Source organism: Streptomyces lunaelactis, from assembly GCF_003054555.1.
Taxonomy (GTDB): domain Bacteria; phylum Actinomycetota; class Actinomycetes; order Streptomycetales; family Streptomycetaceae; genus Streptomyces; species Streptomyces lunaelactis.
In genome coordinates this window covers 7,954,539-7,978,993 of record NZ_CP026304.1, presented here as the reverse complement: position 1 = coordinate 7,978,993, position 24,455 = coordinate 7,954,539, and the positions used below count along the sequence as shown (strand labels likewise).

Genomic DNA, 24,455 nt, shown 5'->3' with positions numbered 1-24,455 from the left:
GGTCAGTCGTCGAAGTGTGTCTGGGAACCGGCCGTGGACGTCGTCGTCCCGGCTGCCAGGAGCACCGCCGGGTCGGTGATGGCGGGGCGTCCGTCGGACAGGACGTTCAACTGAAGGGCGGAGTCGTACGTATAGGGATCCGCGAACGCCGAATTCTCGGCCGGAAGTGCGTAGTTCAACACGAACGGTCGCATGACTCTCCTCCAGTACCCCGTGTGTGGTCCAACGCCACACGTAACAGTACGTACTGACGTTGGAGTGGTCTCACTACCCTCCGTCACATTCGGCTCATAGTGGCGTGAAGGACGTCACACTGTCCGGCCCTCGCGCATGGATCAGCGGCGGGCGGTGAAGTCGTGAAGCCGCTCGGCGAGTCGGCGGTCGGGGCGGCTGACGATGCCGCAGCTCTTGTTGCGTGAGGCCAGCCGGTCGACCTCTGCCTCCAGGCCCCCGGTGGGCGCGCTGGCCGCGGAGCCGTTGACGCGGACGTAGCGGGCGAACAGCTCAAGCCCCTCGAGGAACGCGTCGTCGGGAGCCGAGGTGTCGGACGGCGCCTGGGTGACCTGGTGGTACCAGTGCCGGGCCTCCCTCGCCTCCCCCAGCTCCAGGTGATGAAGATGGAGGCAGTACGAGGCCCCCCGGTGACCGGCGCCGGCGGCGAGCTGCCACCAGAACTGTGCGCTCTCGGGGTGTCCGGTCAGATAGAGCAGGCAGGCGAAGACGAGCGCACCCTCCACGTCCATCTGCTCCTCCGTCAGCTGGACGCCACCTTCGGGGCCTTCGGCCAGGCGGTCCACGTGGATGGCAGCGCCCGGCCCGTTGAGCACCCAGCGCGAGACGACGCCGAGGCGCTGGCCGGCCTGCGAGGCCCGGAGCACCTCCGAGGCAGGGGAGGCGAGGGCCGCGTCGGTGGCCAGCCGGCGCAGCGCGGCCGCGACGTCGAAGGCGCGGGGCTGCGTGGGGGGTATGGCGGAGTCGGCCAGCAGGTCGTCTATGGCGGAGGTCACTTTCGTTCCCCTCTCTTCTTGGTGTCGGCGGGCAGGCCCAGCTGCACCCGCAGCCGCTCTTTGCCCTTGCGGCCGTGGTAGTCCACGGTCCGCTCGTTGAGACCCATGAACCAGGCGATCCGGGACGTCGGATAGCCGAGGAGATACCGCAGCACGATGACGTCGAACTGACGGGACGGCAGGGCGGCGATCGCCTCGTACAGTCCTCGCCTGCTCTCCATCACGCTCAGCTTGTCCCGGGCGGCGCGCAGTACGCGGGCGATGGCGCCGTTGATGACGAACGCGGGCGGCCTGCCCTCGGCCTCCAGCCGGCGGCTCACGGTCCGGCGCACGATCGCCCACGCCCGCTGTTCCAGGTTTCCCGCCTGCAGGAGCTCGTCCCAGCTGGTCAGGATGGTCAGGAACACGCCGTGGACCGCGTCTTCGGCCGCGCGGCGACTGCCAAGGTGGAGCTCGGCATAGTTGTGGAAGAGCTCCTGGTGTCCGAGGTAGTAGGCCTCGAAGTCGAGCGGGAGCGCCAAGAGATCGCGTACCGGCTGCGTGAGCCTGCCGTGGTGGGGTGAGTCGCCTCTCTGGACGTCTTCGCCGTTCAAGCCGGCCTCCCCTGGGCGTGGGTCATCGCGGTTCCTCTTCGTTGAGGGCGGTACGTCAACTCACTTGTACCGGATGCCTGTTCGGCCTCACCTCCACCTAAGCGATTTCGACGGACGACCACTCATGCGCCACCCAGAAAGACTCGCCACCGCCGGCACACGACCACGATCGACAAGATCATCCGCGTCGCGGCGAGAGGCTGCCGATGCCGCTGAACAGCGGAGACGGGCAGCCGTCGCGCACCTCCCGACCAGAGCGCGCCACCGAGGTGGCAAACGTCACGCCTGAACCGTCCACGAACCGGCGCGAGTTGTGAACTGTCGATCGGAAGTTGTCAGGAAGCCGAACGCCGATATCCGCAAGGCCGTTTGGACGCGCCGCCACAGCGGTGAACCGGCCGCAGCGCAGAAAACCGGCCCGCGCCGGGGGCCCTGTCCGCTGCGCCTGCGAGGATGGTCGGATGCGTGTGCTGATGCCGGTCCCGGACCGCGATTTCGACGTCACCGAGGTGGCCGTGCCCTGGCGGATACTGACCGACGCCGGGCACCAGGTGGTGTTCGCCACCGAGCGCGCGGGAACCCGGCCCGCCGCGGATCCGCGGCTGCTGACCGGAGTGCTCTTCGGGCAGCTCGGCGCCGCTGAGGAGCCCAAGGCCTTCTACGACGAACTCACCCGGTCCGAGGAGTTCGCCGCGACCGTGGGGTGGGCGGATGTGGACGTCGATGGGTTCGACGGTCTGATCCTGCCGGGCGGGCACGCGCCGGGAATGCGGCAGTACCTCGGCTCGGAGGTGCTGCACCAGCAGGTCGGCAGGTTCTGGGCGCTGGGGCGGCCGGTCGGCGCGATCTGCCACGGGGTGCTGGTGCTGGCGCGGTCGCGTGAAGTCGGCGGCGATCGCAGTGTGCTGGCGGGCCGCCGTACGACCTGTCTGCCCAAGTACATGGAGCGCTCGGCGTATCTGAGCACGGCGTGGCGCCTCGGCCGCTACTACCGCACCTATCCGGCCTACGTCGAGGACGAGGTCAAGGCCGCCCTGGACGATCCGGGCACCCTCTTCGAGCGTGGACCGAGGGTGCTCACCGCGCGCGGCAGCGCGACCGACGACGCCCCCGCGTTCGTCGTCCAGGACCGCAACTACCTCTCGGCCCGCTGGCCGGGGGACGCGTACCTCTTCGGCCGCCGATTCCTCGAACTCTTGGCTTGAGGACCCAGTATTCGCGGACTCCGGCACTTCCTCCCCCATCAGGGCGTGGTGCTTTCCGCCGCGTCGGGTATCGGCGGGGCCGGAGGCCACGGGATCTCGGCCAGGACCGGAAGCAGCGATTCCTCCTCGTAGTCGAGGTGCGTCGTCAGCTCGTCCGACATCCGGGCCAGCTCGGCGCGGAAGCGCAGGGGGTCTGCGGTGCTGATGTCGGCCAGCAGAGCGACCAGTTCGCCCTGTATGCGCGCGACCGTACGGTGTTCCTCGCGCAGCCGGTCGAAGGTGCCGCTCAGATGCGGGTGGTGGGCAGCGATTCCCGGGAACAGGTGCACGTCCTCGCTGGTGTGGTGGAACTCCAGGAACTGGCAGAACGCCAGGCAGTGCTGCCGGATCTGCAGGCCGAGACCCGGGGCCGGCGGTTCGCCGGGGCCTTGATGTGCCGCTCGCGCGGCGAAGTGGGCCTCGGTCTCGGCGTGGACGTGGCGCAGCTGCGAGCGCAGCCAGGTGTGTACCTCCACGAGCTTGTCGGCGAGATTGCGGACCTCGTGGGGAGTCTCCCCTTCCTCGGACTCGGCCCGCTCCAGCACCACGACCGGGAGGGTGCGGGTGGTGCGGGTCTGGTAGTCCGCGTATCCGGGTGCCGCGCGCACCACGCGCTCGAACAGCCGGTCGCGCCGCGCGCCTTCGGCGGGAACGGCGATCGCCTCGAACGTCTCGGTGCCGATCTCCACTTGCACCGAGGGACGGGCCAGCAGGTTGTGGTACCAGGCGGGATGGCGGGGCGCGCCGCCCGCGGATCCGACGACGAGCAGCAGATCGCCGTCGCGGACGTAGCCGAGCGGAGCTGTGTGTTCCGTCCCCGACTTCGCGCCGGTGGTGGTCAGCAGGAGCAGATCGCCGCCCTCGAAGGGACCGCCGACCTTTCCGCCGTTGGCTCGGAACTCCTCGATGATGGCGTGGTTGAAGGATGTGGGCATACGGATCTGGGTCTCCCAAGAAGTGCGGTGGACCGGATCGAGTACGCGGAGCCGTGGACGGGCGAGCCGGGGCACGGCAGCCGTCGGGGAGGCATGGCGTACTGAGGTCACACGGCGGTGCCGGGCACCGCGGAGGACTAGGCCCAGGACCGGACAGGACCTGGGAACGACGTATGGAGGCGCTTACGTCAGGCGCGGGGTGCGGAGTATGAACTCATGGCAACGTCCCTGGGTGAAGGGTGCCGCCCAACTGCCAACCCGCCCACTGCTCTTTGGTCGGCGTCACGCGACACGCTGATCATTACAGCCACTGGGTCGCCGGCTGTCAACGTGGCCGGCACCAGGGGCGGGCTGCTTCTTCCGGTACGAGCCTTCGGCACGGTCGCCGTCTCCCGGTCACCGGCGCGCCCGCGGGGCGTCGGCCGCACGACGCCAGGACGTCGCACAGCGTGGGGAACCTGGTGCCGGCGACAGGCCGGCAGTGCGGGTGAGGAGCGGAGACGAACCGAGGCGATGTCCACACCTCAGGGAAACCGCCTTCGGCGGCTGCCGCTGCGCCAGCTCGCCTGCCTGCTGCCGATCGCCGCGGTCAGCGTCTGGGCGGCCCGGCATTGGCCGATCATCACGGCCGGCGGCAGCAGACTCCTGTCGGCCGACGAGTACTGGCTGCTGGTCGCCGTCGCACTCACCGTGCTCGGATGGGTCGCTGTGTCCTTCTCACGCCAGGGAGCGACCCTCCAGCGGCTCCCTGTGCTCCGGCTGTTCGTGACGCAGTTCGCCGCGGCAGCCGCCAACCACCTTCTCCCGGCGGGGCTCGGCGCGGGCGCGGTCAATCTCCGCTTTCTCCAGCGCTGCGGACTCTCGCTGTCCCGCTCCTCCGCCGCGCTCGCCCTGCACATGCTGGCGGCGGGCACCGGACGCGTCGTCCTGCTGCTGGCTCTCGTCGCCCTGTCTCCGCACGCGCTGAGCCTCGACAGTCTCATGCCGGGTGCGGCAGGCCCTGTGCTCGTGGTGGCGGGCACTCTGGTCTGTGCGGTGGCGGTGCTGCTGGTGGCCGTAACCCCGCTGCGCGGGGTCATCCGTACGTTCGTCGAAACGGCTCTGAGCGACGCGCGTTCCGTGCACACCAGGCCCGCGCGAGCGCTGGCCCTGTGGGGTGGCGCGCTGGCCTTTCCCACGCTGCAGGCCGCGGGACTGGTCGCCGTGGCGATGGCTCTGGACGTGTCCGTTCCGGCGGTCCATCTCGGGATCGCCTATCTCGCCGGAAGCACCCTGGCCGCCGTCGTACCGACACCGGGCGGCCTCGGCTCGGTGGACGCGGCGCTGGTCATCGCGCTCGTCACGGCCGGGGTCCCGATCGCCCTGGCCACGTCCGTGGTCCTCGGCTACCGGATCATCAGCGTATGGCTGCCCCTGGTTCCCGGGGCGCTCGTCCTCGGTGTCCTGGTCCGCTCGAAGGTGATCTGACCGCAATCGCAGGTGTTCCGAGGAGCGATTCAGCCATGGCTACGCCTGGCGAGCGAGGGTACTGACGACTTCGTGAGCGCTGCGGTATTCCTCCTTTGCCGGCAGCCGGTTCACGAGCTCGACCAGCCGGTCAGAGGCGTGCCGCTCGCTCAAAGCGTCCGCCAGTTCGCCGCGGGTGGCGGGGAAGGCCGTACGGCTCAGATGCCGGGCCAACTCGACCTCCAGCTTTGCGTCGGGGCCCACCGAACCCCTCTCGGGCGCGGCGCCTGACGCGATCTCCGGGTCGTCATCCGCACCCGGCTCCGGGTCCTGCCACTCCTTTACCCGCGTGGGGTGTCCTGAACGGAGCAGGCCCTGCAATTCATGCTTCATCTCGTCGTCCTTTCGGACGCTGAGGCGATCGCTGCCTCGCTGCATGTCTCACTCCTTAGGTCCGGCGACTGAGCACGTACCCAATCCGTCGCTTCTGACACCGAACACGACATTTCGCCCCGCGGGACCCTGTTACCTTTTGCGCCCGTTTGCGCACTGTGAGCGACGAGCGCAAGGTGGGTACGCCAGTCCACCCCCAATGTGAGAGGACACCATCATGGGTAAGGCAAAGACGAAGGCGAAGCAGGTCAAGGGCAGGACGAAGGAAGCCGCCGGCAAGACCATGGACGACCGGGCCATGCAGATGCCGGGCCGCGGCGAGCAGATCGCGGGTAGGGCGCAGGAAGCCGGCGAGAAGACTGCCGAGCGGATGAAGAAGCCGTCCGGGCGGTAAGCAGGAGACGCACGAGCTGGGCCTGAGGCGGTGCGCCTCAGGCCCATTCTCCGTATGGCCGGCGCAGGAGGAAGAGCATGCGGACGATCTCCGTGCGCCGACGCCACTGCTTGCCCGCCGCACACATCGTCGTGAGGCGGAGCGGGCGGGTGTGGGTGACGATGGAAGGGCCCAGTACGGCGGCGCGTGGAGCGAGGCCTCAGGTATGGATTACCCGGAAAGCTACGAGCTGATATTCCAGGCAGCCCTGGTAGAGGACGATGTGGTGATCGTCCGGCGCACCGACAGGGCCGGAGCGGGCGGCTATCCGGTCTACGAGGACGAAACGGGGATCGTGCGCGCCGAGATCAGCGACCGGGGAGAGGTTCGCATGCTGGCCAGTGGGGGGCATCAAGCACCGGGGACGCCAACGGCGCGGGCACTCAGTTCCTGAGTGGCCGGGGCGGCCGGGAAGGGCCGCCCCGAGTCAGGCCGGACGGTGGGCGATGACGCCGAACATGGTCACCGACATGTGCAGCGCGCTCCGCTCGGCGGCCGCGGTGAGGTCGGCGTACAGCCGGTCCCGCTGCTGCTCAGTGATCAGCTCGCTCCGTACGGCCCCGTCGCACAGCAGCCGGACCAGCGGCCAGGCGACCTCTCCGGGGTCCTGGATCAGCGCCTGCGAGCCGAGGTCGCCGATCTCCAGCCCCGCTGCGGCCAGCTGACCGGCGAGTTTCCGCCCGGCGTACGGATTGGCGGCCGCCGAGACCGCCGCTCCGGTCAGTGCCGCGACCACCTCGGGCTCACCTGGGTGCAGGATCGCGGTCGCCCAGTCGGAGTCGATCAGCGCGACCCTCCCGCCCGGACGCAGTACCCGGGCGATCTCCGCGGCGGCCTTCTCCGGTTCGTCGAGGTGCTGGAACACTCGTTCGCACCAGACGACGTCGGCTTCGGCGTCGCCCATCGGCAGCGCGAGCGCGTCGCCGTCCACGAATCGTGCGGCGCTGCCGGCCTCCGCCGCCCGCCGCTCGGCGACCGACCGCAGACCGGGGTTGGGTTCCACCCCGATCGCCTCACCGTCCGGCGCAACCGCTGCCGCCAGCATCTGGGTCACCGACCCGGTGCCGGCTCCCATGTCCAGCGCGCGCTCGCCCGGCCGCGCGGCCACGCCGAGGTGCGCCCATTCCCGCAGCCGCCGCACGCCCGCGCTGAGCGCCTGCACGTCCAGCAAGCCGACCAGCTCGTCGGTGTGCGAGTCGTCGAAATTGTCCGAATGGAAAGCCGAAGTCGGCCGGTTGTCCCCCATATCGGCCACTCTAGTTGTCCTGCCGGCCGGCCGCCGCCGGTCAGCGGTCGGAGAGGGGTCGGAGAGGCGGGGGCATCTGAGGGCCGGGGGACAAGACCGTTCTCAGAGTGGGAGCCGCAGCACCGTCGAGGCGCGGCCCAGCCTGTGGTCCCTCCCCCAGCGGACGAACTCGTACCCGAGGGCCGTCCAGAACGCCAACCCCCTGGGGTTGTTGTCGAGCACGGCCAGCTTGAGTCCTGTGCGTCCCCCGGCCCGGAAGCGGTCCGCGACAATCCCGGCCAACCGGCGCCCGTGCCCCGTGCGCTGCACCTCTCCGTGGACCATCAGCAGCCCGATCCAGGGGTCGGGATCCGCCGGGTCGGGATGACGCGCCAGCGTGACCGCGAACCCGACGAGCTCCCCGGCGGACCGTGCGAGCAGCATCTCGACTTCCGGGTTCACCAGCTCGTCCGCGAGCGAGGCCGCGACCTGCTCGGGCGTGATGCCGTCCGGGTCCGGGAAGTCCCCGCTGAGCGCATGGAACTCGCGGTTGGAGAGGTGGAGCGCGGTCAGCTCGGTGAGCAGCACCCCGGGGAGGGCGCCGTCCACCGGCACCAGCGGTTCAATGATCACGACCCGCAGGTTAGTGGCTACCCCTGTGCCACCCGGCGGTCCTCTCTCCGGCGATCCTCTGTCAGCTCGGCGCGGAAGGCCACGACCGCCTGCCGGGCGTGACGCAGCCCGATCCGCTTGAACTCGGCTTCCAGTTCGGCGAGTTCCGCCAGCGTCGCGTCCGGTGCGTGGCCGTCGACGTGGCCGTGGCGGGAGCGGGACTTGATGAGGCCGAGGCGGGAGAGCGCCGTTCCCCGGGGCTCGTTCATGTCGCGGAACTCGCGCAGGGACAGCGCGTAGGCGACGCCGGCATCCTCGTAACGCGCCGCGCGGAACAAGACGTTGCCGCGCATCTTGTGGTTGTACGCGAGGGCACCGGCCAGATCCATGTCGCGGCAGATGGTCTCGGCGTCGGACAGCAGTGCCAGCGCCCGCTCCGAATCGCCCTGCACGGACACCACGTCGGCTATGCCCCGCAGCGACCATGCCCGCCCGCGTGCGTCGTCGGCCGCTTCCGCGATCCGGGCGGACTCCTCGAACAGCTCCAGGGCCTTGTCGTACGCGCCGGTGTTGCGGTGCATCTGCGCGATGCCGGACATCGCCCAGACCATGTGCCGGGACTCGCCATGAGCTCGCGCCTGGGCCAGTAATTGCTCGTGCGTCTCCGCGACCGCCTCGTAGTCGCCCTGGATCCGGCCCGTTTCGGCGAGGCCGGCGAGCGAGTACCCGTGGGCGAGGCGATCACCGCTCTCGGCGGCGAGTTCGACGGCGGACGACAGCAGGCGGCGGGCCAGCGGCAGAGTGCCGCACTGCCGGGCCAGGGTGCCGCCGCTCCAGAGGGCCCACGCCATCGCGCCCCGGTCGCGGGCCTGCCGGGCGGAACGGTAGCTGTCGCGCCAGGAGTCACCGGCATCGGCCACCCGGCCCAGCCGCCGGTTGGCCTCGGCGAGTGCGAGCGAGGCGCGGGCGCGGTCGAGTGCCGAGACGGCGTTGCGGCGCGCGTGTCTCGCCGTTGCGAGCACCTCGTCGTACGAGGAGTTGACGCCGAGAACCGAGCCCAGTTCGCCCTGGTACTCCGGGGCGAATGCCTTGCCGTACATGTCTCTGTTGCCTCCTGATCATCGCGGTGCTTGATCAAGAAGCTATGAGCCGGCAGGTATGCGGCGAATCCCCCGGCGTATGTGTTGTCGTGTACGACCCGAGTGCTACGAAATCGGACGCGATCATCATCAAGGTGTACGGGGCGCCGCGTTGACCTGGGCAGACAGGGCGGGACCAGGCCCTGTCCGGGCGATCTTGTCGGGCCCGCGACGCTCCCCCAGAGCTTCGCCTGGGAGGTACCCCCGGCTACGGCACCTCGCTCCGTTGTCCTCAGGGCCGGGTCCGCCTCGACACCTGGGAACTCGACCCCGCCGTGCAGAACGCCGTCGCCGAACGCTGGAGCACCGCCACCAGCGACACCATCACCGAACTCGCCGACCTCGACTGGTTCAGCGACGAAGTCCGCCGCCTCTACGGCTTCTCCGTCCGCGGCTTCGACTACACCGCCGCCGTCGAAACCGACGTCCCCTGGCCCACTCTCACCATCTGACCCGCGCCCGACTTGCATATAGACCGGGTGGCTAGGCGGCCGGGTTCCAACGACCGGAGCCGGTGCCGTAGTCGAAGACGGGCCGGTCCTGAATTCCGCTCGTACGGAAGGGCTGTCCGCTGTCGTCGATCCGTACGGTGCCCGAGCGGTCGCCGCTGCTCCACTCCAACTCCAGGTACCAGTCGCAGTCACAGCCGACCGTACGGCCGGTGACCAGCAGCGTCTCGGGGTCGGTCGCCGAGACCTTGTACGGAAAGGAGACAGCAGGGATCGGCTCACCGGCGTCGTTGCCCGCCATCGAGCGTGCGATCGGTCGGGGCTTGTCGAGGTCGACGTCGAACAGGCGGGGCGTGAGCGCCCCGCCGCACCCGAGGTTCATGCGGAAGGCGTTGTGCTTCGGTGGCGCCCGCCTCGCCGTCACCCGGACGTGCATCGCCTCGAGGACCACCGCCTTGTCGCTCTTGCCCTGCACGGTGATCCGCACTCCGGTATCGGCGCCGTGGACCGCACCGACCGAGCGCGCCCAAGGCTCGGCGTCCGCTTCGGCAGGCGGCGGAGGCACGTGGGCGGGGCCGCGGTTGACGAGGTAGGTGTGGCCGCACCCGTTCTGCCAGATGTGGTCGTTCGTGCTCCAAGTGAACGGCAACCGGCTCCGCTCAGGCTCCGAGGGGGCGGTGGAACGGCCGGAAGCGGTTGCTTCGGGCGGGCGCTGACCGTGGTCGGTGGATACGCGAGGTCCGTCGCCGGGAGCGGAGGCCGTGGCGTCGGGAGACGCGGGCGCGGTGGAACGGGAGCCGTCGGGGTGGGGCTGGGAAGAGTCGTTGGCTCCGCCGCCGAACTGCTCCGCCGCGGACTGCCGCCTGTCCGCTGCCGAAGGGAAGTTCTCAGCGAAGGCGATGAGCAGGACTAACGCGAGGACGGCCGCGGCCAGGACGGTGGCGTACGCCCAGCGGCGTCCCCGCCGTCCGGGCTCGTCGGGTTCCGCCAACGGCTCAGGGGCGGGTGCCGGATCGGCTTCGGGGGCCTCGCCCGGGACGGCCGTGACCTCCCGGCCTGCCGCCCCGGCACCGCTCTCCTGACGCCTGCCGCGATCCGCGTCCGCCCTCACCCACAGCCGGTGCAGCGCGGTGAGTTCCTCACCCTGGCATCCGCAGAGGCGTGCCAGCCGTTCCACCGGCGTGTACTCCACCGGCACCGTCTGCCCGGAGCAGTACCGATGCAGCGTCGACGCGCTGACGCCGACGCGGCGCGCCAGCGCGCCGTAACTGCGGCCGGATCCGTCCCGAAGCTCGCTCAACCGTCGCGCGAACGCTTCCGTCTCGGTCTCTCGCGGTGTGCTCAAGCGCTCCAACTCCCCCCGGCCGTCCCAGGACGGCGTCCCACCCCACTGATAAACCCCACGTCAACCGGGGTGGAATGGTTCCACCGTCCCTGAAGGGCGTGGAGTGCTTGCCGCCGCCCACCGGCGCGCCGAAGCTGGTGATCGCTCAGCCAGCCACGAACCGGGGGAAGCCCTTACATGAACAAGATCCGCACCGCTGTCGTGACCGCGGCAGCCGTGGGCATGACCATCGCCTCGCTCGGCTCGGCCACGGCCGCCGCCCCCGTGGCGCCGAAGTTCCTCTCGGCGTCGCAACTGCCGGCCTCGATCAGTCCCTGGCACGCCGATCCGGTGAAGCAGGGGCTGCCCGACTCCGGCTCGCCGTGCACGGCGGGGATCGCGCCCAAGACTTCCACCGCCTACCGCGACTTCAGGACGGAGCTGGACACCAGCGCCCGTCAGACGACGACGGTCGCACCCAGCACGGCCAAGGCGAAGGCGCTCGCCTCCAGGCTCCGCGCCTCGATCGAGGGCTGCCTCGACCGGCTGAAGGACACCCACCCGGGGCTCGAGGGCGAGGCTTTCTACCACGGCAGGATCAACGTCGAGGAGGGAGCGCACGTCTACAGCATCGACACCGCCGACCCCGACGTCGGCTCAACCGACATCGGCCTCTACTCGGTCGGCCGTGACGGCCGGACGGTGACGGTCATCGAGTGGGGGCAGTTGGGCGACCTCGACGGCGCGCCGCTGAAGGGCTTCAAGAAGACCACGGGCGTCGCGGTCGCCAAGCTCTACTGAGCCGGGCACCACACCGCAGACCTGCCGGTCGGCCGGGCGCCCGCGCTCGGTCCGACGGGCAGTACGGGGGAACGGGGGAACGGGGGAAGCGGGGATACGGGGGAGCGGCGGGCTCCGGGTCGGACACTCCGGCCCGGAGCCCGTTCACTGTCACCATCGCCCGGGAGAGTGAGGTATCCCAGTACTCGCGGAGTAGCCGACAGGACGAAGGCGGTTTGAATGGCAACCTATGTGCTCATCCCCGGCGCTGACGGTCGCGCTTGGTACTGGCACCGGCTCGTCCCCGAGTTGCGCGGGCGCGGACACGAGGTGGTGGCCGTCGACCTGCCTCAGGACAACTCCGCCGGGCTCTCCGAGTACGCCGACTCCGTCGTCCGAGCGATCGGCGATCACCGCGACTTGGTACTTGTCGCGCAGTCGCTCGCCGGCTTCACCGCGCCACTGGTCTGCGAGAGGGTGGCGGTCGATCAGCTGATTCTCGTCAACGCCATGGTGCCGGCCTACGGCGAGACGGCGGGGCAGTGGTGGGACAACACGGGCCAGGCCGCGGCGCGCGCGGCGTACGCCGTGCAGGAGGGACGCGCTCCGGACGCCGAGTTCGATGTGCTGGTCGACTTCTTCCACGATGTGCCGCCGGAGGTGACCGACGAGGCGATGGCGCAGGGCGAGTCCGGCCCCTCGGAGGCCCTGTTCACGCAGCCGTGGCCGCAGCGCGAGTGGCCGAAGGTCCCCACGCGGTTCCTGCAGGGCCGTGAGGACCGGTTCTTCCCCCTTGAGTTCCAGCGCCGGATCGTGAAGGAGCGGCTGGGAATCACCGTCGAGGAACTCCCCGGTGGACACCTCGTCGCGCTCAGCCGGCCGTCGGAGCTGGCCGATCTGATCTGCCGCCGGTGACTGACACGGTGACCGACTGAGGCACCGGCTCACCCGCGCAGCCCAGCAGCTGGCTCTCCGGCGGGAACCAGTCGTGACGGAAATGTGTCTGCCATGGGGACAGCATGTGGGCTACGGTGCGGCCGTCGTGCACAACGACCGCGCACGGATACCCGCGGCAGAGCGGTCGGGCCATCCGTCGGTGGCGGCGCTGACGCCTGCTGGGAACCGCGCAGGACCTAGGGGGCGGGATGAACACGTGGTCGGTGCCGGGGTACACGGAATCCCGGGAGTTGGGCTCCGGCGGCAGCGGGCGTGTCGTCCTGGCCGTCCACGACGCGACCGGCGTGCCGGTGGCCGTCAAATACCTCAGCGAGCGGCTGCGCACGGATTCCGGCTTCGTACAGGAGTTCCGCGCGGAGGCACGTCTGCTCGGCGGACTCGATTCGCCGTATGTGGTCGGGCTGTACGAATACGTCGAAGCGCCGCTGGGCGCCGCCATCGTGATGGAGCTGGTCGACGGGATCGCCCTGCGCACCCTGCTGCGACGCGAGGGAGCCACCGGCCCCGAAGCGGCGCTGGTGGTGCTCAAGGGCTCGCTGCTGGGACTGGCTGCCGCGCACCGGGCGGGTGTGGTCCACCGCGACTACAAGCCCGAGAACGTGCTGGTCGCGGCCGACGGCTCGTCCAAGCTCGTCGACTTCGGCATCGCGGCGGGCCGCGGCACCACACCGGGCGTCGCCGGCACTCCCGCGTACATGGCCCCGGAACAGTGGAACGGCGAGCCCGCCTCCCCGGCCGCCGACGTCTACGCGGCGACAGCGACGTTCTACGAGTGCCTGACCGGCCGCAAGCCGTTCTCGGGCGAGAACTTCGCCGAGCTGGCTCTCCAGCACATCAGCGCGCCGGTTCCCGAGGAGGCGGCGCCGGAACCGGTGCGCCCGTTGATCCGGCGCGGTATGGCGAAGGCCCCGCTGGAGCGGCCCGAGAACGCCGCGGCCTTCGTGGCCGAGCTTGAGGAGATCGCCGGGGCGGCGTACGGCCCGGACTGGGAGGAGCGGGGCCAGCGGAAGCTCGCCGCGCTCGCCGCACTCCTGCCGCTGCTCTTCCCGTCCGCCGCGGGCCAGGCCTCCGGCACCACCGAGCTGGCCACGACGGCACTGGGCGGCGGAGGCAGCGGCGGAGGCTGGGCAGGCAGCTGGAGTCCGGGCCTGCGGGGCGTGCTGGCAACCCTCGCCGCGCTGGTTCTGGCGGTGGTCGTCGCTGTTGCGGCGGGGGCGAGCGGAGGCAGCCCGCAGCGCACGACGGCCCAGGCCCTCGCCACCACCAGCGCGGAACCGGGCGCGGTCGACGACCCGGACGGCGCCGCGTCCGCCGGCCCGTCCACCTCCGGGAGTCCGTCACCGACCGGGAGCGTCCCGGCCGGCAATTCCCCTTCTCCGTCCGACACTTCTGTTCCTTCGGGCAGCGCGACCGCCGCGCCCCCCGTATCCTCCGAGCCCCCACCCACCTCTCCCCCGGCTTCCCCACCCACTACCGAACCCAGCCCTCCCACCACGGCTCCCGTCAGGGTGAGGTCCGTATCCGTCTCGAGCCTGCAGCAGATCAATGCGACGGTCGCCACCGCCTCCATCGACGTCGCCACGGACGGGACCGGTCCGGTGACCGTCGTCATCGCATGGTTCACCAGCAACGCCAAGGGTGAACCGGGCGCCCCGGACGGCTCGCAGACCTTCGAGCGGAGCGGCGCGACGCAGTACACGATCACGCTGGACCACACCTTCCAGGGGAAGGGCTGCTACTGGGGCGTACGGGCGACGACGAACCCCACCGCCCCGAATCCCAGTTCGCAGCAGATCCAGGCCAGGCGGTGCCCCATCGGATGAACGATCCCCGGGTCCCTTACGACGACGGGCGGCGGACCCCGCGCCCGGACGAGGCCGAGAACGAGGGGTACAGCGCGACCGCGCTCGGCAGCCACTGGTTCGAGCGGCCGGAGCCGGAGCCCGCGCCCGAAACAACCGTCCCGGTGCGGGGCGGTCAGCCGGTGAGCGTGGCACCGGACCGCGTGGAGGGCGAGGTGCTCCGCTTCGGCCCGGGAGTGACCGCGGTCGTACGGAACCGGAACCGTGGCAACAGCACGACCGCAGCCGAACTCTGGCACGGCACGTTGCCTGGGCAGCCCGCCGAGCCGCAGCAGGCCCGCGAACCCCGCAGCGGAGGACTCCGCCGGTACGCCCTGGCCGCCATCGTGCTGCTGGCGGTGCTGGCCTTCCTCGCCTGGCAGCGTCACGGGCCCGGCCTGGCCGTGGAGGATGTCGCCGTGCAGAGCGCTCCGGAGGGGCCCGGATGTGACGGCACGGCGGATGTCGTGGCTGTACTGGAGACCAACGGACGGCCCGGCACTGTGACGTATCGCTGGGTGCGCAGCGACGGCACCACCTCGGAGGTGCTGCGGGAGAAGATGACGCGCGGGCAGGAACAGGCACGCCTGCATCTGCTCTGGACCTTCCACGGCCGGGGCGCATACCGGGCCAGTGCGGAACTGCGGATCACCTCGCCGTCCCGGCACACGGTCGCGACGCGTTTCACGTACAGGTGCGTCTGAACCGCGGCCAGGTGCGTCTGAACCGCAGCGCCGCCTGAACCGCAGTGCGGCCATGCCGGTCGCCGCCCAGGGCGCCCGATGAGGTGCGCGACCTCATACGTCACACTGGTGGCCCGTCACCGTCCGACGCGAGGCGATCGATGGCTTTGCAGATCAGCGCCACCAACCCCGAACACCCCGCGCTCCTTCTCGAACTTCCGTGGCACCTGCCGCTCGAGGAATGGCCGGAGAAGTACCTCGTGGCGCTGCCGCGCGGCATCTCCCGGCACGTGGTGCGCTATGCCCGGGCCGGGGCCGACGTGGTCGCCGTCAAGGAGCTCGCCGAGCGGCCGGCGGTACGCGAGTACGAGCTGCTGCGCACCCTCGACCGGCTCGGCATCCCGGCGGTGGATCCCCTCGCGGTCGTTACCGGGCGCACCGACAGCGACGGCGGGCCGCTGGAGCCGGTGCTGATCACCCGGCATCTCAACGGTTCCCTGCCCTATCGGTCGATGTTCGAGACCACGCTGCGGCCCACCACGATGCACCGCCTCATGGACGCGCTCGCCGTACTGTTGGTCCGGCTGCATCTGGCCGGCTTCGCCTGGGGCGACTGCTCGCTGTCCAACACGCTCTTCCGCCGCGACGCCGGCGCCTACGCCGCTTACCTGGTCGATGCCGAGACCGGGGAGCTGCACCCCCAACTCACCACCGGGCAGCGCGCGTACGACATCGAGCTCGCCCGGGTGAACATCAGCGGCGAGCTGCTGGACCTGGAGGCGGCCGGCGCACTCCATCCGTCGGTGGATCCGATCGCCTTCGGCACCGAGATCTGCCGGCGCTACCAGGACCTGTGGGAGGAGCTGACCCGCACGTCCGTCTACCCGGCGGGCAAGTACCACTACATCGACCGCCGTATCCGCCGGCTCAACGACCTCGGTTTCGACGTCGCCGAGATGCAGATCCAGCACTCCTCGAGCGGCGACACCGTCACCTTCGTACCGAAGGTCGTCGATGCGGGCCATCATCAGCGCCAACTCCTGCGTCTGACCGGCCTCGACACCGAGGAGAACCAGGCCCGGCGCCTTCTCAACGACCTCGAGAGCTGGATGGCCACACAGGACGACTACGCACCGGGCGACCCGCTCGGCGCGCGCACGGAGGTGCTGGCCCACCGCTGGGTCCGGGAGGTCTTCCGGCCCACCGTACGAGCCGTGCCTCAGCACCTGCGGGGCTCGATGGATCCGGCCGAGCTCTATCACGAGCTGCTCGAGCACCGGTGGTATCTGTCCGAACGCGCACAGCACGACATCGGTCTGGATGCGGCCGTCAAGGATTTCACCGCCCGCATCCTCCCTCGCCCTGACCCGGAAGCGGCGCCCGTCCAGAGCTGATCCGCCCGCGCACCCGCGGGACACGCGATCGTGGGGCATACGGTGAGCCATGTGAGCGAGACCTGGAATCCGGCCGACACGGGCGTCCTGCGGCTTCCCTCCGGACGCCTCGTCCGAGGCCGTGCGCTGCGCCGGCCGCTGCCGGCCGGAGCGACGCCGTCCTTCGCCGTATATCTGCTGGGCAAGCGGCCCCCCGAGGTCTCGTGGGAGGCACGATGGCTGCGCTGGCCGGACTTCCGGCTCCCCAGCAGCCACGCACAGGCCCGGGCCGTTCTCGGCGAGGCGTGGGCGCGTGCCGGGGACGAACGCGTCGAGATCGCCTGCGGCGGCGGCCGTGGCAGGAGCGGCACAGCCCTGGCCTGCCTGGCCGTGCTCGACGGAGTACCGGCCGGCCAGGCGGTTGACTTCGTGCGTCGGCACTACGACCGCCACGCCGTCGAGACCCCCTGGCAACGGCGCTACGTGCGCCGTTTCGTCCCCTGACGAGACCTCGCCTTCCTCCCGCAGGGGCAGGCCGCGCGGCGTGTAACTACTCCTGGGCGGCGGCGAGTTCGCGCACCGTTGCCATATCGCTGAACGGCAGCAGCTGCTCGCCGACGATCTGGTACGGCTCACTCCCCTTCCCCGCGACCAGGACGATGTCGTCCCGCCCGGCGGTGGACAGGGCCAGAGCGATGGCCTGTCGGCGGTCGGCGCACCGCTCGAAGCGGGCGCCGCTCGACACCAGGCCCGGTGTGATCTGGTCCAGGATCGCCTCGGGGTCTTCGTTCCGAGGGTTGTCGGAGGTCAGGACGACCAGGTCGGAGTGGATACCGGCGATCTCCCCCATCTGTGTGCGCTTGGTGGTGTCCCGGTCGCCGCCACAGCCGAAGACGGTGATGACCTCGCCGGCGGCGAATTCCCGGACGGCGGTGAGGACCTTGTCCAGCGAGTCGGGCGAATGCGCGTAATCCACGATCACAGACGTACCGCGGGGGGTCTGGAAGCGTTCGAACCGCCCCGGGACCGGCGGCATCCGGTCGAGCGCGGCGACCAGCCCCGCCAGGTCGTGCCCCAGAAGGTGGCAGGCCGCCACCGTGGCGAGGGCATTGGCCACCGAGAACCGCCCGGGGACGGGGATCGCCGCCGGGTACTTGTGTCCGTCGTGGTGCAGGGTGAAGCGCGTACCGAAGGCGTCCATGCTCAGGTCGCTCGCCCGGTAGTCCGCCTCGGCGTCCAGGGCGTACGTGGTGACCTCGCCGGGCATCATCGCCCCGATTCCGGCTCCCACCGGGTCGTCCGCGTTGACCACCGCGCGCCGGCACAGCCCCTGGAACAGGCGCAGCTTGGCGTCCCGGTAGTTCTCCATGGTGCCGTGGTCGTCCAGGTGGTCCTGGGTGAGGTTGGTGAAGATGCCGACGTCGATGAAAGCGTGGTCCACCCGGTGGTTCAGCAGGCCCATCGACGTGGCCTCCAGGACCACTGTGCTCACCTCGCCGTCGCGCATCTGTCCCAGCAGGTACTGGAAGTCCGGCGACTCCGGTGTGGTCAGTACTGATCTCGGCATGGGGATCAGTGCGTCGCCGATCCGGTTGCCGGCCGTCCCGATCACGCCCACCCGTGCGCCTTCGGCGAGCCGCAGCACGGACTCCACCATGTACGAGACCGAGGTCTTCCCGTTGGTGCCGGTGACGGCCACCATGTCCATGTCCCGACCGGGCTCGCCGTAGTAGCGGGAGGTGACGACCGCGGCCGCCGTCCGCGTATCGGGCACCCGTACGACACACACGCCGGTGTCCGCCGCCCACACCGAGGCCGGGAGATCGGGCGCCGCGGCGTCTACGAGCACCGCCACGGCGCCGCGCGCCAGGGCCGGACCGACGGCTTCGGGACCGCCCTCACGGTGCCCCGGCACCGCGATGAACAGGGAGCCCGGCGAGACGCGGTGCGCGTCGAAGCACGCTCCCGCGGTGATCTGTGTATGCGGATCGCCCAGAAGAACCTCGTGGTCGTGCCCGGCCAGCAACTCGGTCAACTTCACAGGGGTCCTCTCGAGGGTGCGGCCCCGCCGGACGTCCGGACGTCGCCGAAGACGGCGACGGCACGCCGAGGAGCCGCGGGAATGGTGCGGGAGCGTGCAGGCAGTGCTGGACAGGGAGGTGCGGGACAGGCAGCTCAGTGGTGCGGCGCCCGGCGACCGCAGGATGCGGACGAACCGGAGAAACCGGAAAAGAGAGACGGCGCGGGCGGGGCGGCAGAGCTCCGCAGGCGGAAAGCAGAGCTCCGCGGGCGGAAAAGAGGACCGGACTCGGATCCGTCAGGAAATGGTTAGCCGTGACCGTGCAGCGCACGGCAGCGGGTCCGTGGCGCGATGGGGCACAGCGCGCGCGGGACGCCTCTCAGGCACTCCCTCACCGCATATGTGCAACCCATGGGTGGAGTGTACGTCCCGCAGGGCAGCACTGATCCCGCCCCGGGGGGACCGGCGCACCCCAGTCTTGAGCAGAGCAGAGCCCAGGGCCCACCGCTATCTGCGGGAGACCTCACGGGCGCCCGGGCGGGACTTCATCATGGGCAATGTGCGCCGGTCGACCCGCTGCGCCTCGTGCGCGTTCCGCGCTGCACGCTCCGGCACGGTCGGCAGCGGCGACCGATCCATCGTCGCGCGCGCTGCTGAACGTACCGACGGAGGCGCAGACAGGAGGTCCGGTGCGCCTGAGCGCGACCGTGGACGGCGAGCAGCCACCCGGCGGATACCGCTATCGCCGGCACTTCGGCGACGGCACGCAGCTCGAGACGAGTGAGGCGACCACCACCCACGTCTTCGACCGGGAAGGGCCCTGTCTGCCACGCCTGGTGATGACCGGTCAGGACGGCCGGCAGGTCCTGACCGAGGCGGCGGAAGCCGTCACCGTGGACTGACAGCCCCGCGAGAGGGGCGGTTCGGGGGCGGCTCGCACGGTGCGAGCCGCCCCGCTTTCGTCGCATTGACGATAACCACTGGTTCCCTATATCGTCTGACTGACGAAAAAGGGGGACGCTGTCATGGCCGACATCATCAGGCGCTTCGGCTGGCGCCATCTACGTTCCGCACCCACCGCCCACATCCGCCACTTCAAGCGCGGGCGGCTCGTTCACGACGGACCCGGGCTGAGCTTCTGGTTCCAGCCGCTGACCGCCGCACTCTCCGAAGTACCGGTCGACGACCGGGAACTCGCCATGGCCTTCCATGCCCGTACGTCCGACTTCCAGGACGTCAGCGTGCAGGCCACCGTGACGTACCGGATCAGCGAACCGGCCACCGCCGCCGCCCGCCTGGACTTCTCCGTCGACCCGGACACCGGCGTCTGGCGCGGCGCCCCGCTGGAGCAGCTCTCCACCCTGCTCACCGAAACCGCCCAGCAGCACGCGCTCGACGTTCTGGCCCGCACGCCGCTCTCGGCCGCTCTGACCGACGGTGTCGCGGCGGTACGGGAGCGGATCTCCGGCGGTCTCGCGGCGGAGCCACGACTGCCCGCCACCGGTATCGAGGTGGTGGCCGTACGCGTGGTCGCCCTCCGCCCCGAGCCCGAGGTCGAGCGGGCGCTGCGCACGCCCGCGCGGGAGCAGATCCAGCAGGAGGCGGACCGGGCTACGTACGAGCGGCGGGCCGTGGCCGTGGAGCGGGAGCGGACCATCGCCGAGAACGAGCTCGCCAGTCAGATCGAACTGGCGCGCCGCGAGGAGCAGTTGGTCGAGCAGCGCGGCACCAACGCCCGCCGCGAGGCCGAGGAGAACGCGGCGTCGGACGCCGTACGGGCCGAGGCCGAAGCCACCCGCACGGTGCGGCTGGCGCATGCCGAGGCCGAGGCCGCCCGCGAGGTCGGCGAGGCGCGGGCCCAGGCGCAGGCCGCCTGGCTGCGAGTGCACTCCGAGGCGGCCCCCGCCACGCTGCACGCGCTGGCCGCCACGCGGGTCGCCGAGAATCTGCCCCGCATCAACAGCCTCACCCTCTCCCCCGACGTCCTCACCGGGCTGCTCGCCAAACTCGGACGGGCCGACGGGGAGCGGTCGTGAGCCTCGCGCCGCGCGCGGTGCTGGTACACCGCGCCACCGAGTACGAGGAGCTGCTCGCCCGGCACGGCACCCATGGCCAGGCAGCCTTCTTCCTCTCCTCCCGCGGCCGGAGCATCCAGGAGGTGACCGAGCGGCATCACCGCACCCGGCGGGCGCTCGCCGATGTGGCGGCGGCGGTGCCGCTCCAGTGGCGTGGGACCCGGGTGGAACGCGCGGACCTCGACCGCTTCCTCTTCGGCCCCGAGGACGTGGTGGTCGTGGTGGGCCAGGACGGTCTGGTGGCCAACGCCGCCAAGTATCTGTCGGGCCAGCCGGTGGTCGGGATCGACACCGATCCCGGCCGTAACCCGGGCGTCCTGGTGCGCCACCTGGCGGCCGACGCGGCCAAACTCCTCCCGGCGGCCGCCTCCCGCCGGGGAACCATCGACGAACTCACCATGGTGGAGGCCGTCGCCGACGACACCCAGCGGCTGCTCGCCCTCAACGAGATCTACCTCGGCCCGCCCGGCCACCAGACCGCCCGCTACCGCCTCGGTCCCGACGGCGAAGCGGCGCCCGCCGAGGCGCAGGCCTCCTCCGGCGTCCTGGTCGGCACGGGCACCGGCGCCACCGGCTGGCTGCGCTCCCTGTGGCAGCAGCGCGGCAGTTCCCTGGGGCTGCCCGGCCCGGCCGAACCTCAACTGATCTGGTTCGTACGGGAGGCCTGGCCCTCCCCCACCACCGGCACCTCGTTCGTGGAGGGGGCGCTGACGGACTCGCAACGGCTGCGGCTGACCGTCGAGTCGGACCGGCTGGTCGCCTTCGGCGACGGGATGGAGACCGACGCGCTGCACCTCACCTGGGGTCAGACGGTCCGCCTCGGCATCGCGGACATGGCGCTGCGGCTGCTCAGTTGACCCCCTGCTGCCGCTGAGCCGGGCTCAGCGGCACCAGCGGGCCCGCAGCCGGTGGTCCTTACGAACCCCTGGCGACCGGTGGCCGTGAACCCCCCGGGAGGCGTCCCGCGGCCGCCGGTACGCTGATGTGCCTATGTCCCGCATCCCCCACACGGGCCCCCCTCACCACAGGCGCCCCATCGTGGCCGCCCTCACCGCCCTCACCGCCGGCGCGGCGCTGACCGGGCTCGCCGGCTGCGCGTCGGAGACCGGCACCCGGGACGGCGGCGTCGCACCGAGCCTGTCACCGCCGGTCAGCGCACAGCCGCTGTGGCCGCAGTACGCCCCACCGACCCCGCCCGCAGGGGACGAGACCAGCCCCACCGACAAGCGGTATCTGACGGTCGAAGGCATCACCGTGCCCGCGGGCGGGCTGAAAAAGGTGCCGGTGAAGCAACTGCTGCAGCACGACCCCAATGTGCCGAAACTCGTACTGGCCGCGATGGAGGACTGTCCCGGCAGCCGCTGCGGGCTGCGCCGGCCCGTCTACCGGGACCTGACCGGGGACGGCCGGGACGAACTGATCGTCGCGCTGGACGAGGAGTCGGCCGGGCTGACACTGATTCAGGTCTACTGGACGCGTGACGGCACCGTCCGGCCGGTGCTGATCAGCTGGGGGCCGCTCGGGCTCACCGGCGAAACCTTCGGGCACGACCTGCTGCTCACCTCGACGGGTGACGACGGCCTGTACACCACGCGCTACCGGTGGAACGGCGCGGTGATGGCCGCCGGCGCCCCGCAGGGCGGGAACGGCGACACGGCGGGCACGGGCCGGGCGCAGGCCCCTGACCCGAGTTCGGACGCGGATGCGGACCCGGGCGCGGCACCGTCGTCCACGCTCCCTCAGACCCCGCCCGCGCAGACCCCACGCCCGCAGACGAGGACCCCATGACCCCCGCACCGCCGACGATCCCGTCCTTCGCCCCGCCCGGCTCCGCGGCCGAGGCGCATCTGCTGCTCGTCGAGGACGACGAGGTCATCCGCAACACCGTCCGTATGCTGCTTGAGCGCTACGGCTTCACCGTGTCCACCGCCGCCGACGGTCTCACCGGCCTGGAGATCTTCCGCGAAACGAGCCCGGACCTGCTGCTGCTCGATGTGATGCTGCCCGAACTGGACGGCATCGGCCTGTGCCGCAGAATCCGCGAACTGAGCCTCGCGCCGATCCTGATGATGTCCGCCCGTGGCGATGCCCTCGACGTCGTGTCCGGACTCGAGGCCGGCGCCGACGACTACGTGATCAAGCCGTGCGAGAGCGCGGTACTCGTCGCCCGCATCCGCTCCCTGCTGCGCCGCGCCTCCTTCACCCCCGCCCCCGGAACGGGGACAGGCACCGGCTCCGGGACGGCGGACGGCCCGAGCACCATCGCCTTCGGCGACCTGACCATCGACACCCGCGGCATGGAAGTACGCCTCGCCGGCCGCGTGCTCGCCCTGACCCCGACCGAACTGCGGATGCTGCTCGAGTTCGCCGCCTCACCCGGCGTCGTCCTGGAACGCAGGACCCTGCTCAGCCGGGTGTGGGACCACGCCTGGCACGGCGACACCCGCGTGGTGGACCTCCATGTGCAGCGCCTCCGGGCGAAGATCGGCGCCGAACGGATCGAAACGGTCCGCGGCTTCGGCTACAAGCTGCGGCGCTGACCATGCCGCTGAGATGGCGGATCGCCGCCCTGGTCGCCGTGGCCATCTGCGCCGTCGCCGCGGCCGTCGGTGTCCTCGTCCACCACGCCTCCCGCGACCGCGAGCTCTCCCAGGCCCGCGACAGCGCCCGAACCACCCTCGACCGGGCCGCAGTCACCTATGCCCGCACCGGTGCCGTACAGGGCACGGGCGCCGCCCTGGACGCGCCCGACGTGCCCGACGGCCTGCAGGGGATCGTGAAAAAAGGGCGCTGGGGAACGGAGTTCACCGCCGGCCCGGACGGACCCGCGATGTGGGCGGCGCGCCCCGCCGGGAAGCGGGTACTGTCCGTCCGCGTCGACATGACCACCACGATGCGGGACATCAGCGCCCTCGACACGAGCATCGCCTGGGCCGGAGTGATCACGACCGCGGTGGTGCTCCCGCTCGGCGTCCTGACCGCCGGACGGATGAGCCGTCGGCTGCGTACGGCCGCGGGCACCGCCCGGCGTATCGCGGCCGGAGACCTGGACGCCCGCATCCGTACCGCTTCCCGGCCCCGCGACGAGATCGCCGAGATATCCGCGGCCGTCGACACGATGGCCGGCGCCCTCCAGGAACGACTGCGCGGCGAACAGCGCTTCACCGCCGATGTGGCCCACGAACTGCGTACGCCGCTGATGGGCCTGGTCACGGCCGCCGAACTGCTCCCCGATGGGGAGGCGGCCGGCTATGTCCGCGACCGCGTACGGGTGCTCGCCGCCCTGGTCGAGGAGCTGCTGGAGATCTCCCGGCTGGACGCCGGAGCGGAACAGGCCGATCTCTCCCCGTGCCCGATCGTCTCCCTGGTCGAGGAGATCGTCACCCGCGCCGGCCTCTCCGTACAACTGACTGCCGCTGAGCCACCCACAGCGGGCAGGGCGGCGGTATGGACGGATCCGCGCCGCGTGGAACGCATCCTCACCAACCTGATCGTCAACGCACACCGGCACGGCCGCCCTCCGGTCACCGTCACGGTGGCCTCGGACGGCCGGACCGTGACCGTACGCGACCACGGCCCCGGCTATCCGGACACCCTGCTCACACGCGGGCCGCAGCGATTCCGGACCGGCGCCCGAGCCCGAGGCACCGGCCACGGGCTGGGACTGACCATCGCGCTCGGCCAGGCCCATGTCATCGGCGCAACCCTCGAGTTCGGCAACGCGCCCGGCGGCGGCGCCGTCGCCGTCCTCCAACTCCCCATCTCCGGACCGGAGGCAGCGCCCGGCACGGATCAGGAGCACGGTCCGATACACGACTGATACAACTCCGCGTCACAGCCGATGTCTTCCTTCGGGCCGACGAAGATCTTCGGCGCTGAGGATGGCGCCATGCGTATCAGGCACAGTCCCGACCGGACGGCAGAAC

Annotated in this window: 27 protein-coding genes; 17 read left to right on the top strand and 10 right to left on the bottom strand. The window is 71.0% G+C overall.

Annotation, left to right across the window (positions count from 1 at the left end; all coding sequences use genetic code 11):
* Positions 1 to 2: 2 nt before the first annotated feature.
* From tgmA to SLUN_RS36475, 3 genes are all read right to left on the bottom strand, one after another.
* Positions 3 to 194: a putative ATP-grasp-modified RiPP gene (tgmA, locus tag SLUN_RS36485; RefSeq protein ID WP_108154145.1), complete on the bottom strand. Its 192-nt coding sequence runs from the start codon at positions 192 to 194 to the stop codon at positions 3 to 5.
* 141 nt (positions 195 to 335) lie between these two features.
* Positions 336 to 1,007, bottom strand: a complete 672-nt coding sequence (locus SLUN_RS36480; RefSeq protein ID WP_108154144.1) for a hypothetical protein — start codon at positions 1,005 to 1,007, stop codon at positions 336 to 338.
* Complete coding sequence (locus SLUN_RS36475) at positions 1,004 to 1,600, bottom strand: RNA polymerase sigma factor (RefSeq protein ID WP_108154143.1); 597 nt, start codon at positions 1,598 to 1,600, stop codon at positions 1,004 to 1,006. Before SLUN_RS36475 ends, SLUN_RS36480 begins: the two co-directional genes overlap by 4 nt.
* Positions 1,601 to 2,061: 461 nt before the next feature.
* Between SLUN_RS36475 and SLUN_RS36470 the strand changes: the two genes are divergently transcribed.
* Complete coding sequence (locus SLUN_RS36470) at positions 2,062 to 2,805, top strand: type 1 glutamine amidotransferase domain-containing protein (protein ID WP_108154142.1); 744 nt, start codon at positions 2,062 to 2,064, stop codon at positions 2,803 to 2,805.
* A 38-nt stretch (positions 2,806 to 2,843) separates the two neighbouring features.
* Here SLUN_RS36470 and SLUN_RS36465 read toward each other — a convergent pair whose 3' ends face one another.
* On the bottom strand, positions 2,844 to 3,779 hold the full coding sequence (locus tag SLUN_RS36465) for a nitroreductase/quinone reductase family protein (RefSeq protein WP_108154141.1): 936 nt from the start codon (positions 3,777 to 3,779) through the stop codon (positions 2,844 to 2,846).
* A gap of 513 nt (positions 3,780 to 4,292) precedes the next feature.
* Here SLUN_RS36465 and SLUN_RS36460 point away from each other — a divergent pair.
* On the top strand, positions 4,293 to 5,246 hold the full coding sequence (locus tag SLUN_RS36460; protein WP_108154140.1) for a lysylphosphatidylglycerol synthase transmembrane domain-containing protein: 954 nt from the start codon (positions 4,293 to 4,295) through the stop codon (positions 5,244 to 5,246).
* A gap of 39 nt (positions 5,247 to 5,285) precedes the next feature.
* Here the strand turns inward: SLUN_RS36460 and SLUN_RS36455 are convergent, their stop codons facing one another.
* Positions 5,286 to 5,663 carry a DUF2795 domain-containing protein gene (locus SLUN_RS36455; protein ID WP_108154139.1) on the bottom strand — a complete coding sequence of 126 codons (378 nt, stop codon included), beginning with the start codon at positions 5,661 to 5,663 and terminating at the stop codon, positions 5,286 to 5,288.
* A 172-nt stretch (positions 5,664 to 5,835) separates the two neighbouring features.
* Here SLUN_RS36455 and SLUN_RS36450 point away from each other — a divergent pair, with 172 nt between their 5' ends.
* Positions 5,836 to 6,012 carry a CsbD family protein gene (locus SLUN_RS36450; RefSeq protein ID WP_108154138.1) on the top strand — a complete coding sequence of 59 codons (177 nt, stop codon included), beginning with the start codon at positions 5,836 to 5,838 and terminating at the stop codon, positions 6,010 to 6,012.
* A gap of 205 nt (positions 6,013 to 6,217) precedes the next feature.
* Positions 6,218 to 6,445: a DUF6296 family protein gene (locus SLUN_RS36445; RefSeq protein ID WP_108155147.1), complete on the top strand. Its 228-nt coding sequence runs from the start codon at positions 6,218 to 6,220 to the stop codon at positions 6,443 to 6,445.
* A gap of 33 nt (positions 6,446 to 6,478) precedes the next feature.
* Here SLUN_RS36445 and SLUN_RS36440 read toward each other — a convergent pair whose 3' ends face one another.
* The 3 genes from SLUN_RS36440 to SLUN_RS36430 form a co-directional block, all read right to left on the bottom strand.
* Positions 6,479 to 7,297, bottom strand: coding sequence for a methyltransferase domain-containing protein (locus SLUN_RS36440; protein WP_108154137.1), 819 nt, complete (start codon positions 7,295 to 7,297; stop codon positions 6,479 to 6,481).
* A 102-nt stretch (positions 7,298 to 7,399) separates the two neighbouring features.
* Positions 7,400 to 7,909, bottom strand: a complete 510-nt coding sequence (locus SLUN_RS36435; RefSeq protein ID WP_108154136.1) for a GNAT family N-acetyltransferase — start codon at positions 7,907 to 7,909, stop codon at positions 7,400 to 7,402.
* Positions 7,910 to 7,926: 17 nt separating this feature from the next.
* A complete protein-coding gene (locus SLUN_RS36430) occupies positions 7,927 to 8,988 on the bottom strand; it encodes a tetratricopeptide repeat protein (RefSeq protein WP_108154135.1) in 1,062 nt (353 codons plus the stop codon).
* 314 nt (positions 8,989 to 9,302) lie between these two features.
* On the opposite strand from SLUN_RS36430, the gene SLUN_RS36425 reads away from it, so the two are divergent.
* Positions 9,303 to 9,479 carry a hypothetical protein gene (locus tag SLUN_RS36425; protein WP_371413889.1) on the top strand — a complete coding sequence of 59 codons (177 nt, stop codon included), beginning with the start codon at positions 9,303 to 9,305 and terminating at the stop codon, positions 9,477 to 9,479.
* A 31-nt stretch (positions 9,480 to 9,510) separates the two neighbouring features.
* On the opposite strand, the gene SLUN_RS36420 is transcribed toward SLUN_RS36425, so the two are convergent.
* A complete protein-coding gene (locus SLUN_RS36420; RefSeq protein WP_108154134.1) occupies positions 9,511 to 10,821 on the bottom strand; it encodes a helix-turn-helix domain-containing protein in 1,311 nt (436 codons plus the stop codon).
* A 177-nt stretch (positions 10,822 to 10,998) separates the two neighbouring features.
* Between SLUN_RS36420 and SLUN_RS36415 the strand changes: the two genes are divergently transcribed.
* From SLUN_RS36415 to SLUN_RS36390, 6 genes are all read left to right on the top strand, one after another.
* Positions 10,999 to 11,601: a hypothetical protein gene (locus SLUN_RS36415; RefSeq protein WP_108154133.1), complete on the top strand. Its 603-nt coding sequence runs from the start codon at positions 10,999 to 11,001 to the stop codon at positions 11,599 to 11,601.
* A gap of 219 nt (positions 11,602 to 11,820) precedes the next feature.
* Complete coding sequence (locus SLUN_RS36410) at positions 11,821 to 12,495, top strand: alpha/beta fold hydrolase (protein ID WP_108154132.1); 675 nt, start codon at positions 11,821 to 11,823, stop codon at positions 12,493 to 12,495.
* Positions 12,496 to 12,725: 230 nt separating this feature from the next.
* Positions 12,726 to 14,360, top strand: coding sequence for a serine/threonine-protein kinase (locus tag SLUN_RS36405; RefSeq protein ID WP_108154131.1), 1,635 nt, complete (start codon positions 12,726 to 12,728; stop codon positions 14,358 to 14,360).
* A complete protein-coding gene (locus SLUN_RS36400) occupies positions 14,357 to 15,082 on the top strand; it encodes a hypothetical protein (RefSeq protein WP_108154130.1) in 726 nt (241 codons plus the stop codon). Before SLUN_RS36405 ends, SLUN_RS36400 begins: the two co-directional genes overlap by 4 nt.
* Positions 15,083 to 15,222: 140 nt before the next feature.
* Positions 15,223 to 16,455 carry a DUF4032 domain-containing protein gene (locus tag SLUN_RS36395; RefSeq protein ID WP_108154129.1) on the top strand — a complete coding sequence of 411 codons (1,233 nt, stop codon included), beginning with the start codon at positions 15,223 to 15,225 and terminating at the stop codon, positions 16,453 to 16,455.
* A 51-nt stretch (positions 16,456 to 16,506) separates the two neighbouring features.
* Positions 16,507 to 16,938, top strand: a complete 432-nt coding sequence (locus SLUN_RS36390; protein ID WP_175314316.1) for a protein-tyrosine phosphatase family protein — start codon at positions 16,507 to 16,509, stop codon at positions 16,936 to 16,938.
* Between the two features lie 46 nt (positions 16,939 to 16,984).
* On the opposite strand, the gene SLUN_RS36385 is transcribed toward SLUN_RS36390, so the two are convergent.
* Positions 16,985 to 18,475, bottom strand: a complete 1,491-nt coding sequence (locus SLUN_RS36385; RefSeq protein ID WP_108154127.1) for a UDP-N-acetylmuramoyl-L-alanyl-D-glutamate--2,6-diaminopimelate ligase — start codon at positions 18,473 to 18,475, stop codon at positions 16,985 to 16,987.
* A 536-nt stretch (positions 18,476 to 19,011) separates the two neighbouring features.
* Here SLUN_RS36385 and SLUN_RS42500 point away from each other — a divergent pair.
* The 6 genes from SLUN_RS42500 (at position 19,012) to SLUN_RS36355 (ending at position 24,349) form a co-directional block, all read left to right on the top strand.
* Positions 19,012 to 19,356: a PKD domain-containing protein gene (locus SLUN_RS42500; protein WP_371413888.1), complete on the top strand. Its 345-nt coding sequence runs from the start codon at positions 19,012 to 19,014 to the stop codon at positions 19,354 to 19,356.
* Positions 19,357 to 19,479: 123 nt separating this feature from the next.
* Positions 19,480 to 20,490: an SPFH domain-containing protein gene (locus tag SLUN_RS36375; RefSeq protein WP_108154125.1), complete on the top strand. Its 1,011-nt coding sequence runs from the start codon at positions 19,480 to 19,482 to the stop codon at positions 20,488 to 20,490.
* Entirely contained in the window at positions 20,487 to 21,386 is a 900-nt protein-coding gene (locus SLUN_RS36370; protein ID WP_108154124.1) for an NAD(+)/NADH kinase, read from the top strand. Before SLUN_RS36375 ends, SLUN_RS36370 begins: the two co-directional genes overlap by 4 nt.
* Before the next feature lie 181 nt (positions 21,387 to 21,567).
* The gene (locus SLUN_RS36365; protein WP_159100413.1) at positions 21,568 to 22,317 is read left to right on the top strand and encodes a hypothetical protein; all 750 of its coding nucleotides are present in this window, start codon (positions 21,568 to 21,570) and stop codon (positions 22,315 to 22,317) included.
* Positions 22,314 to 23,069, top strand: coding sequence for a two-component system response regulator CseB (gene cseB / locus SLUN_RS36360; RefSeq protein WP_108154122.1), 756 nt, complete (start codon positions 22,314 to 22,316; stop codon positions 23,067 to 23,069). The genes SLUN_RS36365 and cseB overlap by 4 nt, the downstream gene beginning before the upstream one ends.
* Before the next feature lie 2 nt (positions 23,070 to 23,071).
* Positions 23,072 to 24,349, top strand: coding sequence for an ATP-binding protein (locus SLUN_RS36355; protein WP_108154121.1), 1,278 nt, complete (start codon positions 23,072 to 23,074; stop codon positions 24,347 to 24,349).
* Positions 24,350 to 24,455: the final 106 nt, after the last annotated feature.

Bases quoted from the DNA above. Each gene is read 5' to 3' on its own strand.
- tgmA (WP_108154145.1), bottom strand. From the start codon at position 194: ATGCGACCGTTCGTGTTGAACTACGCACTTCCGGCCGAGAATTCGGCG.
- SLUN_RS36470 (WP_108154142.1), top strand. From the start codon at position 2,062: ATGCGTGTGCTGATGCCGGTCCCGGACCGCGATTTCGACGTCACCGAG.
- SLUN_RS36465 (WP_108154141.1), bottom strand. From the start codon at position 3,779: ATGCCCACATCCTTCAACCACGCCATCATCGAGGAGTTCCGAGCCAAC.
- SLUN_RS36460 (WP_108154140.1), top strand. From the start codon at position 4,293: ATGTCCACACCTCAGGGAAACCGCCTTCGGCGGCTGCCGCTGCGCCAG.
- SLUN_RS36455 (WP_108154139.1), bottom strand. From the start codon at position 5,663: ATGCAGCGAGGCAGCGATCGCCTCAGCGTCCGAAAGGACGACGAGATG.
- SLUN_RS36450 (WP_108154138.1), top strand. From the start codon at position 5,836: ATGGGTAAGGCAAAGACGAAGGCGAAGCAGGTCAAGGGCAGGACGAAG.
- SLUN_RS36445 (WP_108155147.1), top strand. From the start codon at position 6,218: ATGGATTACCCGGAAAGCTACGAGCTGATATTCCAGGCAGCCCTGGTA.
- SLUN_RS36440 (WP_108154137.1), bottom strand. From the start codon at position 7,297: ATGGGGGACAACCGGCCGACTTCGGCTTTCCATTCGGACAATTTCGAC.
- SLUN_RS36430 (WP_108154135.1), bottom strand. From the start codon at position 8,988: ATGTACGGCAAGGCATTCGCCCCGGAGTACCAGGGCGAACTGGGCTCG.
- SLUN_RS36415 (WP_108154133.1), top strand. From the start codon at position 10,999: ATGAACAAGATCCGCACCGCTGTCGTGACCGCGGCAGCCGTGGGCATG.
- SLUN_RS36410 (WP_108154132.1), top strand. From the start codon at position 11,821: ATGGCAACCTATGTGCTCATCCCCGGCGCTGACGGTCGCGCTTGGTAC.
- SLUN_RS36405 (WP_108154131.1), top strand. From the start codon at position 12,726: ATGAACACGTGGTCGGTGCCGGGGTACACGGAATCCCGGGAGTTGGGC.
- SLUN_RS36400 (WP_108154130.1), top strand. From the start codon at position 14,357: ATGAACGATCCCCGGGTCCCTTACGACGACGGGCGGCGGACCCCGCGC.
- SLUN_RS36395 (WP_108154129.1), top strand. From the start codon at position 15,223: ATGGCTTTGCAGATCAGCGCCACCAACCCCGAACACCCCGCGCTCCTT.
- SLUN_RS42500 (WP_371413888.1), top strand. From the start codon at position 19,012: ATGTGCGCCGGTCGACCCGCTGCGCCTCGTGCGCGTTCCGCGCTGCAC.
- SLUN_RS36375 (WP_108154125.1), top strand. From the start codon at position 19,480: ATGGCCGACATCATCAGGCGCTTCGGCTGGCGCCATCTACGTTCCGCA.
- cseB (WP_108154122.1), top strand. From the start codon at position 22,314: ATGACCCCCGCACCGCCGACGATCCCGTCCTTCGCCCCGCCCGGCTCC.
- SLUN_RS36355 (WP_108154121.1), top strand. From the start codon at position 23,072: ATGCCGCTGAGATGGCGGATCGCCGCCCTGGTCGCCGTGGCCATCTGC.